General features: G+C 41.3%; 12 protein-coding genes. 5 read left to right on the plus strand and 7 right to left on the minus strand.

Annotated elements, in window-relative coordinates; translation table 11 throughout:
- Positions 1–47: 47 nt before the first annotated feature.
- Both MHH50_RS01245 and MHH50_RS01250 read right to left on the minus strand, forming a co-directional pair.
- Complete coding sequence (locus tag MHH50_RS01245) at positions 48–926, minus strand: carbohydrate ABC transporter permease (protein WP_038568194.1); 879 nt, start codon at positions 924–926, stop codon at positions 48–50.
- Positions 923–1816 carry a sugar ABC transporter permease gene (locus MHH50_RS01250; protein WP_036687229.1) on the minus strand — a complete coding sequence of 298 codons (894 nt, stop codon included), beginning with the start codon at positions 1814–1816 and terminating at the stop codon, positions 923–925. Before MHH50_RS01250 ends, MHH50_RS01245 begins: the two co-directional genes overlap by 4 nt.
- A 361-nt stretch (positions 1817–2177) precedes the next feature.
- On the opposite strand from MHH50_RS01250, the gene MHH50_RS01255 reads away from it, so the two are divergent.
- The gene (locus tag MHH50_RS01255) at positions 2178–2975 is read left to right on the plus strand and encodes a hypothetical protein (protein WP_340033863.1); all 798 of its coding nucleotides are present in this window, start codon (positions 2178–2180) and stop codon (positions 2973–2975) included.
- Here MHH50_RS01255 and MHH50_RS01260 read toward each other — a convergent pair.
- Genes MHH50_RS01260 through MHH50_RS01270 form a run of 3 tightly spaced genes read right to left on the minus strand, consistent with a single transcriptional unit; the run spans position 2970 to position 6098 of the window.
- Entirely contained in the window at positions 2970–4319 is a 1350-nt protein-coding gene (locus MHH50_RS01260) for a Mur ligase family protein (protein ID WP_340033864.1), read from the minus strand. The genes MHH50_RS01255 and MHH50_RS01260 overlap by 6 nt on opposite strands.
- Positions 4320–4333: 14 nt before the next feature.
- Positions 4334–5482: a hypothetical protein gene (locus tag MHH50_RS01265; RefSeq protein ID WP_139330175.1), complete on the minus strand. Its 1149-nt coding sequence runs from the start codon at positions 5480–5482 to the stop codon at positions 4334–4336.
- Positions 5448–6098 (minus strand): N-formylglutamate amidohydrolase, encoded by a 651-nt coding sequence (locus MHH50_RS01270; RefSeq protein ID WP_340033865.1) that lies wholly within the window; start codon positions 6096–6098, stop codon positions 5448–5450. The genes MHH50_RS01265 and MHH50_RS01270 overlap by 35 nt, the downstream gene beginning before the upstream one ends.
- Positions 6099–6431: 333 nt before the next feature.
- Between MHH50_RS01270 and MHH50_RS01275 the strand changes: the two genes are divergently transcribed.
- From MHH50_RS01275 to MHH50_RS01290, 4 genes are all read left to right on the plus strand, one after another.
- A complete protein-coding gene (locus MHH50_RS01275; RefSeq protein WP_340033866.1) occupies positions 6432–7814 on the plus strand; it encodes an ABC transporter substrate-binding protein in 1383 nt (460 codons plus the stop codon).
- Positions 7815–7974: 160 nt separating this feature from the next.
- A complete protein-coding gene (locus tag MHH50_RS01280; protein WP_036687240.1) occupies positions 7975–8817 on the plus strand; it encodes a sugar ABC transporter permease in 843 nt (280 codons plus the stop codon).
- Positions 8817–9650 carry a carbohydrate ABC transporter permease gene (locus MHH50_RS01285; protein WP_036687243.1) on the plus strand — a complete coding sequence of 278 codons (834 nt, stop codon included), beginning with the start codon at positions 8817–8819 and terminating at the stop codon, positions 9648–9650. The genes MHH50_RS01280 and MHH50_RS01285 overlap by 1 nt, the downstream gene beginning before the upstream one ends.
- Positions 9651–9814: 164 nt before the next feature.
- A complete protein-coding gene (locus tag MHH50_RS01290; protein WP_076126967.1) occupies positions 9815–10846 on the plus strand; it encodes a LacI family DNA-binding transcriptional regulator in 1032 nt (343 codons plus the stop codon).
- Between the two features lie 394 nt (positions 10847–11240).
- On the opposite strand, the gene MHH50_RS01295 is transcribed toward MHH50_RS01290, so the two are convergent.
- Both MHH50_RS01295 and MHH50_RS01300 read right to left on the minus strand, forming a co-directional pair.
- Positions 11241–11471 (minus strand): hypothetical protein, encoded by a 231-nt coding sequence (locus MHH50_RS01295; RefSeq protein ID WP_254847760.1) that lies wholly within the window; start codon positions 11469–11471, stop codon positions 11241–11243.
- Between the two features lie 22 nt (positions 11472–11493).
- Positions 11494–12606, minus strand: a complete 1113-nt coding sequence (locus tag MHH50_RS01300) for an endospore germination permease (RefSeq protein WP_076219030.1) — start codon at positions 12604–12606, stop codon at positions 11494–11496.
- Positions 12607–12610: the final 4 nt, after the last annotated feature.

Raw genomic sequence — 12610 nt, forward strand, 5'->3', positions numbered from 1 at the left:
AAACCCTCCATGATTTCAAGTATATTTGGCCGCCGGATGGCGGATTATTACTTAATCCCTGTAAGTACAATCCCTTCGACGAACTGTTTCTGGGCTACAGCAAACAGCGTAACGATTGGGACCATAGCTAGAACCGAAGCAACCATTAGCAGATGCCAAGGTGGAATGCGGAACCTCGATGAGGTAAGAGAAGCCATCCCGACGGGTAGCGTGAACTTATCTGATGAGCTTAAGTAAAGCACTGGCGTAAGCAGATCATTCCAGTTGTAGATAAAAGCAAAGATAGCTACGGTCGCAAGTGCAGGTTTGGAGAGTGGGATTGCTATGGTAGCCCACATCCGTATTTCACCACAGCCATCAATGCGTCCGGCATCAAACAGCTCTTCAGGCAATGTGGAGAAGAATTGGCGCAGCAGAAAAATATTATAGGCTGAGCCGAAGAAAGCAGGCACGATCAGGGGTAAAAAGGTATCTATCCAGTTCATTTGCGAAAAGAGTACAAATTGCGGAATCATAATGGCCGGATAGGGTAACATCATGGTGCTCAGCAGCAGGATGAACCACACCTGATTACCTGTACCTCTGAATCTGGCGAATCCATAGGCAACCAGCGCCGAAGAAATCAAGGTTCCCACAACACTAAAGCCGGCGATAATCAGACTGTTTTTATAAAGTGTACCGAACTGCAGGGTATCAAATATTTCTGTGTAATTGCTCCACTGCCAGCTCTCCGGAAGAAAGGTGGGTGGGAACTTCAGCATCTCGCGTTTGGACTTAAGTGAAGTGGAGACCATGAAGAACAAAGGAAGCAGCATCAGAAATGTTGTAACTACTAGAGTAATAAAGCTGAAAATCTTAACAGGCTCCGCTTTCCGGCGGCGTTTGGTTCCTTTAGTCCGGGGGCTTAGCGCTCTGACTGTACTCATTTGCGTCCGCCTCCTTCATAGTGAACATAACGGTTAGACAATTTCATAATTAGTGCGGTGCAGAGCATAACTACGATAAGGAGCACCCATGCCAAGGCTGAGGAATAACCGGCACGATATTCTTTGAAAGCGCTGGTGTAGAGATTATAGACATAGAACCAGGTAGAGTAATTCGGCCCCCCTTGAGTCATGACAAAAGCTTGGGTAAAGACTTGGAAGGAATCAATTAGTCCCATAATCAGTTGGAAGAGCAGCACGGGAGAGATCATCGGTAAGGTAATGTTCAGGAAGATTCTGAAGCGCCCGGCACCGTCAAGGTTAGCGGCTTCGATCAAGCTAGCCGGTACGCCTTGCAGACCTGCGAGGAATAAAATCATTCCTGAGCCTGCTGTCCAGAAAGTCATGATGATCAAGGCATATAGTGCAGTGTCTGGGTTCATCAGCCAAGCCGGTCCATGAATGCCGAACCAGGAAAGGATGTAATTGAAGAGCCCGATCTGCGGGTTGAAGATCCAGTACCACAGCAGGGACATGGCCACGCCGGATACCATGCTTGGAAAATACATTGCTGTTCTGAAAAAGCCGCGCAGAGGAATGGTCTGGTGGAGCAATAGTGCAAAGCCAAGACCGAGCGCAAGCTGGATAGGTACACCGATGAAGGTATATCTCAGCGTGACAACCACCGATTTCCAGAACAGGTCATTGTGAAACATCTCGGTGTAGTTAGCGAGCCCGATAAATTTAGGTGGGTGTATGATGTCATAATCAGTAAAGCTGAAGTAAAGCGATGATAAGATAGGATAAAGGGCGAATACTAGGAAGCCGATAATCCAAGGAGAAATGAACAGATACATGTAGAACGTCTGCCGCCTGTTCTCGCGATTGATCATGACACACCAACCTCTCGTTTTAAAGTATAAGCGCTTTAACTTTTAATCATACTAACACTATTAATTAGCAATAATACTAGGTAAATAGAGATTAAAGTTTAATCGCTTTAACTTTTTGTTTCGCTTTAATAAGCTTATCATAGAGGATGATCTCTAAATAATCAACACTTATTTTAACTATAAAAGCGCTATCAGTCATTAAACATAACATACAGTCTGTCATTTTTGTGAAAAAGGGACCTGAAATAAGATTCGGGAGTTTATTGTGTTAACTATTATAACGCAATTTTATTATTTTTTATTAATATTCCTCATGCTATGATTAGGTTTGGTCATATTTTGTTAGAAATGAGGAAACTGAATGACGACTAGACCTTACTTAAAAATGATCCAGCATTCTGTTACAGCCTCAGGGATTAGCTTTGAGGAAATTACACCGAATTTCGTATATAGAGCGACAGATGGAGTGAAATCATTTGTGATGGTAGACGCTGAGATCGGACTAAACAACAGTGCTTCTACGATCATTGCCATGAGTAAATCTCTAACTTATGATGTTTTGCATAAGGCGAATATCCCAGCCGTAGAACATATTTATTTGCCGCATCCAGACTCCAAATTTAGCAATTTGAATCCTTATCCATTGGCTGAGCGTTATTTCCAAGCGTACAATGGGGAGGTAGTTATGAAGCAGGATAACGGGGCGCAGGGAAATCATGTGTACAAAATCAATGAGATAGCCGATCTGCATGAAAAGCTGGATTTATTATTTTCTTTACAGCTTAATGGGGCAATAGGTCCTTATTATGAAGCGGAGATTGAGTATAGAATTGTAACTTTTAATCATCAGGCGCGTGTATTCCTTGGCAAAAAAAGAGTTCGTTCGTGGAAGCATAATTTGATTAACGGAGCTGTTACGATTGAGGTGAAAGATCAGGCCAAACAAGAGGCGCTGGCGGAGCTTGCCTCCTGGACCTCTAAAGCGCTGGGCCTTGATTTCTGCTCAGTAGATATCTTAGAGACAAATCAAGGCTTGATGGTGATTGAGGTCAACCATAAGGTGATGTTAGATGAATATTGTAAGCAAAATCCAAGTGAAGTACCTGGCCTCTCAGACCTTTACAGGGAAGTTATTCTTCAGCGTATGAATCAGTTATAAGCCGATATTCAGCAGCGATTGCCCGAATAATCTTTTGGCATTTCCGATTAGAGTTTGCGTACCCACGATTACAATAATCTCCGAAGGTGATTGTTCTTTAACATACGTAAGAGCATCCTCTAAATAAGGGAATTCGGTACTTTTTTCGAGAAAACTTTTAGCGATAAGCAGGGCATCCGTTGGGAAAATTAGATGGCTTATATCGGGTTTGGTTACGATTAGTTGATCCGAGACTGTACTCATGACTTCGATGACCCCTGTGTAATCTTTATCCTTAGGGACACCGATGATGGATGTGACGGTACGGCTGCGCTCAGGATTCACTAATTGAATAAGTTCAGCCAGATAGCTTGCAGAATCTCTATGAATAGCTCCGTCAATAATCGTCAGTGGATCATGACAGATAACTTCACAACGTCCCGGCCATTGTAATTGTTCAAAACAGTGATGTACGATCTCCTGATCAAGGGGTCCCCCTGTAATCTCTTCACAAAGTGCGACTGCGCTGGCAGCATTGACCGCTTGAAACTGTCCCAATAGCGGAAGGGTCAAGGCTGGATAAACGGCTGGCTTCGTCCGGACATCAAAAGTAGTTCCGACAGAAGTGGTTGTGATAGATTCAGCTAAAAACTGTTCTTCATAATATTGCACAGGGTTGGAGGAGAGGTTGTCCTTCATGATCGCAAGAACGTCGGATTTCTGTTTGCTAACATAGACGTTTGTTGTGTTGTTTTTGACAATCCCCAGCTTGTGCAGTGTAATGCTGTTCAGATCAGGTCCCAAATGGGCTACATGCTCTTCCATAATCGGGGTAATGACAGCCCAGTCATTGCTCAGGACATTGGTGTCATCAAACCTTCCTCCTCTACCGCATTCAATCACATTGATATCTGTACCCTTCTCCTTAAAGTACAAAGCCGCAATAGCCAAAGCAACCCCAACCGGACCTTGATATTCATCAGCAGCAAGCTGCTCTTCGATCTCGTAGAAGCCCCCGCGAATTACATTACCTAATCGTACAAAATCTTCTGTGGCTATTGCCTGCCCATTGATCCGGATTCTTTCGTTGAAATCTACCAGGTGAGGGGAGGTGAATAACCCCACTTTATATCCCAAGTGACTTAACAGAGAGGAAATAAATCTAGAGGTGGAGCCCTTACCTTTACTGCCTGTGACCAGTATGTATTTTTGATTGCGATCCGGACTTCCGACTGCATCCAGTAATGCTCTGGTTAACTCCGGTTTTCTAACTTCTTCATCCAAAGTTTCTGTAATGTTGTTAATGGCCCTTAGGTAAGAGCTGTAGATCATATCTTCTACTTGGGATTGTGAAGTGAATTCCACGGAAATCCCTCCATTTAATTAATTTTGGCGCGTTCCTCAGATAGTGTTGTGTAGATGATAATCGGAAGTAACACAAGAGAAATGATGACGGTCAGAGCGATGCTCCAGTTCAAATCTTTATATAGCTGTACTATGGTGAACAACAAAGCGATAACAGGTAAGACCAGTTTGTTTAAGTGCTTTAGGAATAAGGAGTACATACTTCTTTTTACGGTAACTGATGTGCCGATGCTTGGGATTTCTAACTCGTTACGCGATAAGGCGGTGATCCCGATAAATAAGTGGCCGTCGATAAATTTAAGCTGCTCATTATCCGCATGAAGCTTGACTGACTGGGCAATATGCTCCGTATCGATGTCTAAGATGGGGATGGTGATTTGTTTGGAATTATAGGAGATCACGATCTGGTCTGTTTCTTCCATGCCTAGCAGTTTTCTAACATTCGGATGAATTCTGCATAAATTCTGGTGCTCATCAAAAGGGTAAGGATGACCCACTCTGAGGGTGAGCTCTCTTTTGCCAATAAAAAAGTTCCCTAATGCACTTAAGGGCCGTTGGATCAGTTGATTTATAAGTTTATGTATGCCTGGTTTGGGTTGAGAACGCGTCCTAGCGCGAGTAATGATTAATGGGTCATGCCCCTCGGAATGGGTTTCAAGCAATAACATAATGTATCTGTTGAAGTAAAGGGTATTCGGTTTGGCTGTGCTATCTTCTCGTAAAGTTAGGTTTACCCGGAAGCCATTTTTGGGATTGATAAGTTCTACTTGATTCGTATATTTACGGACGAGTGCTGGACAGGCTTTTACATAGGGTTTGGCAATCTCGTCCACTTTAGGAATTCCCCGAAGAACTGTGTCGTATTCTGGCTTCGTTATTGTTAATCCTGTAGTCAGGCAGTCCCCGAGCTTGTCCTTTGCCCGCTTGGATAATTGGATTGTACCTCTTGGCACCTCATCTGCCGATAAAATTAAACAGCTGACTTTGACACCATTCTCTGCTGTAAGATCAACGAAGATATGCTGCACTAAACCTAATTCCTTTAACTCTTCGGAGTTCATTGTGATTTCTTCACGAGGTTGAAGGCTTTGTTTGTCTAGAATAGTAAAGGTTTGCTCGATAATAATGTCAGACACCGCCCAATAGTTTAATGATTTGTTCAAGGGAATGAATGGTTTTTTGGAATAAATCAAACGCATTCGGGTTACGATAATTTCGATTAATTTCAATTTGAATACTTTGAACTAACAATTCCTTAGCGCAATATGAAGTAATCGTTCCAGGATGGGATGCAGAAAATGTATGATTTTGTCGAACATTGGTAATACCATTATTGTTAAAGATGTCTATGACGTCATTTAAATTATTCTCTCGTATAGAGGTTCCGTACAGTGTCCCTAGGTCAATATCAAACTCTCGAAGTTTGGAAGCTCCGTGCAGATCGATCACAAACTGAATGCGATGTTCTTTGACAAGCGCTCGTAGCGCCGCCTTATATTCTCCACCTAAGATGTAATTTGGGTCTTCTTTGGAAAAGCTATTCGAATAAATACAGTAGCAATTGGTGAGCTTTTGTAACAAGAGGGCAAGGGAGCCTGTATACATGTCAGCTGGTTTAACAGCATGTTCTCGAAAATGATTAATGGCATGTGGAGCTGAGACAAGTACAGGAAGGGAGCCTTCTACAATGGAGTAAGAGGGATCTACCCCGATATCGCCAAAATAATTATTATTGGAGAATTGTAGCTCATACTGTTCGATCAGAGATAAAATATGCAATCACCTATTCATAGTTATTTAATGGGTCGTTAACCATTAGTATGTCCTAAGCATTCACCATTCATGAATAAGGATGAATCTATTATAACGCTTGCAAGGTTTGCCGTGGGCAGTTTTTCCATAAAATGATTCTAAAAGATTGGCTATTGAAAAGTTCAAAATGGTGTGCTAATATTTCAATTGAAAACGTTACCGATAAGGATACCGAGAAGGATACCAAAAAGTAGGCTGGGGATTACTTAAGCAAATGAAAACGCTGACATAATTTTCACTAACAGCATCGGAACGTCTTCATGCGAAGTAATCTAATAAAAAGTACGAGGGGGAAGAAGAATGAAGAATATCAAAAAATATTTAGGGCTCATGTTAGTAATGTCTATGGTTGTTGTCTTAGCGGCAGGATGTGGGAATAAAGAAAATAATTCTGCATCCAATGATGGAAACGCTACATCTGGTAAAAAAGGGTCAGTTTATTTCTTGAACTTCAAACCTGAGATTGCAGAAATATATGAAAAGATCGCTAAGGATTACGAAGCAGAAACAGGAGTTAGGGTAAAAGTCGTAACGGCTGCTGCGGGTACTTACGAAACTAAATTGAAATCCGAAATCTCCAAGTCTGAAGCGCCAACTATTTTCCAAATTAACGGACCTGTTGGTTTTCAATCCTGGAAAGATTACACCTTGGATTTGAAAGATACTAAGCTTTACAGCTATCTGTCCGACAAAAGCTTGGCTGTAACTGAAGGTGAAGGCGTGTATGGTATCCCTTACGTAGTTGAAGGATACGGCATCATCTACAACGACGCAATTATGAAGAAATACTTCGCTTTGGCTGATAAAGCGGTATCGATCTCCTCCACAACTGAGATCAATAACTTCGACACTTTGAAAGCAGTAGTAGAAGATATGACGGCTAAAAAAGACCAACTGGGCATTAAAGGTGTATTCGCCTCCACTTCCCTCGCTGCTGGTGAGCAATGGAGATGGCAGACTCACCTTGCAAACTTGCCGCTGTACTATGAATTCAAAGACAATACTGAGTTTGACAACACCGTTCTTGCGGGTCTAGCTTCTAAAGAAGTTGAATTCAAATACAACGATAAATTTAAAAACATCTTCGATCTGTACATCAAGAACTCTGTAACTAAAGAATCCTTGCTGGGTAGTAAATCCGTAGCTGACTCCATGGCTGAATTTGCACTTGGTAACGCAGCTATGGTTCAAAATGGTAACTGGGCTTGGTCACAAATCAACGATGTTGACGGTAACGTAGTTAAAGCTGAAGAAATCAAATTCTTGCCTATCTACACAGGTATGGAAGGCGAAGAAAAACAAGGTTTGGCTGTAGGTACAGAAAACTATTTCGCAATCAACAGCAAAGTATCTGCTGAGAACCAACAAGCTTCTATCGCTTTCCTGGAATGGTTGTTCTCCAGTGAAAAAGGTAAAGCTTATGTAACTAACGATCTAGGTTTCATCGCACCATTCAATACCTTTGAAGACAGCGAAAAACCAGCAGATCCACTTGCTAAAGAAGTATCTGCTTGGATGGAAAAAGATCTTACTTCTGTAGCTTGGACATTCGCAGCATTCCCAAGTGAAGAATTCAAAAACGTCTTTGGTGATGCGCTCTTGCAATACGCTCAAGGAAACAAAACTTGGGATGAAGTTGTAACCATCTTCAAGGACACTTGGAAGGCTGAAAAAGCAAAATAATAAATGCATGGAAAGATGCTTGAATAACTCTCAGTTGTCATACAGATAAAAGCTTAGTGCCACTGGGCTCCCTCGGGATTCAGTGGCACTAAGCAACAATTGGAGTGGATCTTGCTACATCTGTTTCATCATTTTCCATACTGAGATAGGAGAAGACTCCATGGAAAAATCGATAAAAAAATATTTTGCTCTTTTTGCATTACCGACCATAATAGCCTTTGGAATTGCCTTTGTGATCCCTTTTCTTTTGGGTATATATTTGTCTTTTACAGAGTTTACTACAGTCAATGATGCAACATGGATAGGGTTTGGCAATTACGCTAAAGCTTTTTCGAATCAAGAGTTTCTAAATGCATTAGGTTTCACCGTTAAATTCACAGTTTTATCTGTTCTTACTATTAATGTGTTCGCCTTCATCTTGGCGATGTTATTAACTAGAAAGCTAAAAGGAACCAACGTATTTAGAACGATCTTCTTTATGCCTAACTTGATAGGCGGTATCGTATTAGGATACATCTGGCAGTTGATTTTTAATGGGATTTTGTACAAATTTGGTGTCACTTTGACCTCTGATGCAACGTATGGATTTTGGGGACTAATCGTTCTTATGAATTGGCAATTGATAGGGTACATGATGATTATCTATGTTGCAGGTATTCAGAATGTTCCTAAAGATATAGTAGAAGCCGCAAGAATTGATGGAGCTTCACGTTCTAAGATTTTGCGTAATGTGACTATTCCACTCGTAATGCCGTCCATTACTATTTGTTTATTCTTAACCTTATCCAATTCATTTAAATTGTTTGACCAGAACTTAGCGTTGACCGCTGGTGCTCCTTCTAAGCAGACCTCCATGTTAGCACTGGACATCTACAATACATTCTACGGAAAATCAGGATGGGAAGGTGTCGGTCAAGCGAAAGCCGTCGTATTCTTTGCTTTAGTAGCCTTAATCGCCTTAATACAACTTGTCATTACTAGAAGAAAGGAGGTTGAGAACTAATGCAAAAGACTAGAGCAAAAGATTACTCTATATTCACCATTTTGTTGGTCTTGGCCATTGCGTTCTTATCTCCTATTTTTATTGTTCTGATGAACTCCTTCAAGGGTAAGTTCTACATTAGTGATACGCCGTTCTTATTCCCTAATGAGACTACGTTTGTTGGTTTAAAGAACTATACTAGTGGTGTAGCAAAGATTGATTTCTTCAGTGCCTTCGGAATGTCCTTGTTTATTACGGTATGCTCGGTGGCTGTGATCGTGTTATTTACTTCCATGACTGCATGGTACATTACCCGGGTGAAGTCCAAATTCACAGGCATGATGTATTATGCGTTTGTATTCTCGATGATCGTGCCTTTCCAAATGGTTATGTTCACAATGACTAAGACTGCAAACGTGCTGCATCTCGACAATCCGATTGGGATTATCTTAATCTATTTAGGGTTTGGATCAGGGCTATCTGTGTTTATGTTTAGCGGATTTGTGAAGTCTATCCCGCTTGAGGTTGAAGAAGCGGTAATGATTGATGGCTGTAATCCACCTCAGGCCTTCTTTAAAGTGGTATTGCCCATCCTGAAACCTATTGCTGTAACTGTAGCTATCCTTAATGTAATGTGGGTATGGAACGACTTCCTATTGCCAGACCTGCTGATTGGTACAGAGTATAAAACGATTCCTATTGCGATCCAGTACCTAAAAGGTGGATACGGATCGATTGACATGGGAGCTATGATGGCGATGCTGGTCTTAGCTATTGTGCCAATCATCATTTTCTACCTGACTTGTCAAAAGTACATCATCGAAGGTGTCGTTGCAGGTGCGGTTAAGGGTTAAGCTTGATCTACCTCGTTAAATAAATTAATATTCATGTAAGAAGCGAGTAGGGTGTTTTTCTTGGTGGGTGACCATCAGGAATCCCCTGCTTTCTTATTTTGACTATGAAGTTGAATAAGGATTAAGGAGTTTGATAGATACTAACAAGTAAAGGATAGATAGAAATGGAGAGACTGACTATTATAGACATCGCCAAATTATGCGGTGTTGGCGTGACTACTGTATCAAGGGCTATTAACAATCATCCGGATATTAATGAAGAAACAAAAGCGATGGTTATGAGGGTTATCAAAGAAAATCATTATGTCCCGAACAACAGTGCAAGAAATTTAAAACGTTCTGATTCGAAAACGATTGCAGTATTGATTAAAGGGATATCCAATCCATTTTTTAGCCCGATGATCAAAGTGTTCGAAAAAGAGATTCAACGCAAGAAATACTCCTTCATCCTACAGCGAGTTGATGAGAATCAAGATGAGATCGAAGTGGCGATTGAGCTGGAGAAAGAAAAAAGGCTAAAGGGAATTGTCTTTTTAGGAGGGCTATTCTCACACTCTCAAGAGAAATTACAGCAATTAACGGTTCCATTTGTCCTTAGTACGATCGGAATGACGGAAGAGTTTGATTTGAGCGACTATTCTTCTGTATCTGTCGATGACTTTAATGAGAGCTATAAGATTGTGGACTATTTATGTAATCTGGGGCATGAGAAAATCGCAGTCATTACTGCACCAGAAGAAGATGTAAGTATCGGTAAGTTAAGATATGAAGGTTATAAAAGGGCTTTAGCTGATCATGGAATCGCTTATAATGAGCGGCTAGTGCGGCGGATGAAAGAGGATATCGACAGTTACAGTATGGAAAATGGGTATGCGGTTACAAAAGAATTGCTAGAGTTAGGTGAAGAGTTCACCGCTATTTTTACCTTATCAGATAGTATGGCTATCGGCGCCTGTAAGGCAATATTTGAAGCGGGCAAGCAAGTCCCGGAAGATTACTCTGTGGCTGGTTATGACGGATTGGATATTTCCTTCTATTATAATCCTTCTATTACTACCATCAAACAGCCGGTAGTGGAGATTGCGGAAGCGACGATTAAGATTCTTTTTGATCTCATCAATAAGAAGGTTAAGCATGCGCATCAGATTTTCCCGGCTGAATTAATAGTTAGAGAATCTACAAGGTCTTTATTGTAGTTTCAACAAGTGAGTATGTTTAAGTTTATTTACGAATCGGGGTGGGGAGATAGAACCGCAAGAGATTAAACCTAACGATATCAACAGCATCACACGGTTTATCACCGCATTTGGTGATCCTACTCGGATTCGGATTGTTACGTTATTAGGGAATAAAGGTCGGCTGAATGTTGGGGAAATTGCAGGTGAATTCGAAATAAGCAGGCCAGCGATTTCACATCATCTCAAAATCCTACGGGATGCCCGCATTGTTGACCATAAAAAGAGAGGCCAGGAAGTCTATTACTGGCTGGCGCGTGAACGGCTAGCAACAAACTTTAGGGCGCTTGCTGATTTGGCAATGTCGTTTAATCATGGGGACTAAGCCATCTCAAGGGAATGGTTCAGTCCCATTTTAGGATAACCAGGCATTTACCATATCGGAGACGGGTTTATAGATAAATATCATCCATCCCAATGGGTTAGAGACCGAAATATGTAACGCATTAATAAGACTGAAGAAAGTTCCCAGCAACAGAAGAAATGAGAAAACCCACATCTCCTTGATTAATTTTTTCCTCCACATCAGGGGAACTTCAATGGCTGCTATAACGGCTACAACTATGAGAATCACTACTATACCCAATATTCACAACCTCCCAAACCATCTAGTTTCGAGATATTAAGTCTTTGCTCAGTGCTCTTCTGAACATTACTACGCTTAACAAAACCAGGGGTAGAAATAACCCAAAGGTTATAACATAATACACCCAATAATTATCAAAAATTTCGCCGTAATAAGTGTAATTTGGGGCTATAAGAGGTGCTAGTGCGACCAAAATCAACCCTGTCGGTAAGGATAACACTCGATACTCCTTCAATTTTAATAATTGGGACAACCCCAGAATAAAAGCATAGAAATACAAAGTTACTTTTATAAAGAAAGTTAACATCCACTGTAGAGCTATCATGGCTTCCACCCGCTCAAAGATTCCACCAACAGATATGCGCCTTGCGATGTTATAGCTGGGATATATATCTCTGGCCGTCAGATCCGGACCTAAGACCAGTATGGAGACGATGAGCGTTATGAAAATTACAGTCCCCCCTAGGAGGGTGCCTTGTAAAAAACTCCTTGTTATCTTTTGTTGTTTATCTACATAAGGAAGTATCATTAGAAAGACGACTGGTTCTAAAAAAGTGTAGGCCGTAATGGGAATAGTCCCTCTCAGTACTGGCTTTATTCCATCTTCCAGGATGGGGAATATTCTGATAATTTCCATCTGAGGAACAATTGCGACCGTCAGGATCAGAAATAGGATAACGACCATTGGAGTGAAGATCTCTCCCGCTCGTCCGATAACCTCAATACCGAGCCGCGTTGCCATAATTACGATAAGTATAAATAAGAGCAGGATGGCCGGGATAGGAGTTCCAGGCAACATTTCTGAAATCACAAAATCACTGATCTCCCTCATACTTCCAGCGATAACTATAAGAAAAAACAATAAAGTCATAAGCGATAGAATAGTCCCAAGCCATTTTCCGAAGACCTTTTGAATTGCCTCAATAAGCGTTAATTTGGGATATAACTTTGCGAACTTGCTGTACATATAGTTGGCCAGCAAACCTAATGCCATTCCAATTAAAGCTGAAATCCAGGCGTTTTGTGTGGCGTAGTGTGTGGATGAAGAAGGGATTATAAGGATGGAATCCCCAATAGTAAGGAGCATAACCAGTAAGGTTAGCTGGCGAGTACTTATTTTTCCCTTTTCCAACATGGTT

The sequence above is a fragment of the Paenibacillus sp. FSL H3-0302 genome (assembly GCF_037982245.1).
Taxonomy (GTDB): Bacteria; Bacillota; Bacilli; order Paenibacillales; family Paenibacillaceae; genus Paenibacillus_AQ; species Paenibacillus_AQ odorifer.

What these genes read in the sequence shown, in the direction of transcription:
- MHH50_RS01250 (WP_036687229.1), bottom strand. Translation starts at nt 1,816, where the DNA reads ATGATCAATCGCGAGAACAGGCGGCAGACGTTCTACATGTATCTGTTC.
- MHH50_RS01245 (WP_038568194.1), bottom strand. Translation starts at nt 926, where the DNA reads ATGAGTACAGTCAGAGCGCTAAGCCCCCGGACTAAAGGAACCAAACGC.
- MHH50_RS01300 (WP_076219030.1), bottom strand. Translation starts at nt 12,606, where the DNA reads ATGTTGGAAAAGGGAAAAATAAGTACTCGCCAGCTAACCTTACTGGTT.
- MHH50_RS01290 (WP_076126967.1), top strand. Translation starts at nt 9,815, where the DNA reads ATGGAGAGACTGACTATTATAGACATCGCCAAATTATGCGGTGTTGGC.
- MHH50_RS01280 (WP_036687240.1), top strand. Translation starts at nt 7,975, where the DNA reads ATGGAAAAATCGATAAAAAAATATTTTGCTCTTTTTGCATTACCGACC.
- MHH50_RS01255 (WP_340033863.1), top strand. Translation starts at nt 2,178, where the DNA reads ATGACGACTAGACCTTACTTAAAAATGATCCAGCATTCTGTTACAGCC.
- MHH50_RS01275 (WP_340033866.1), top strand. Translation starts at nt 6,432, where the DNA reads ATGAAGAATATCAAAAAATATTTAGGGCTCATGTTAGTAATGTCTATG.
- MHH50_RS01285 (WP_036687243.1), top strand. Translation starts at nt 8,817, where the DNA reads ATGCAAAAGACTAGAGCAAAAGATTACTCTATATTCACCATTTTGTTG.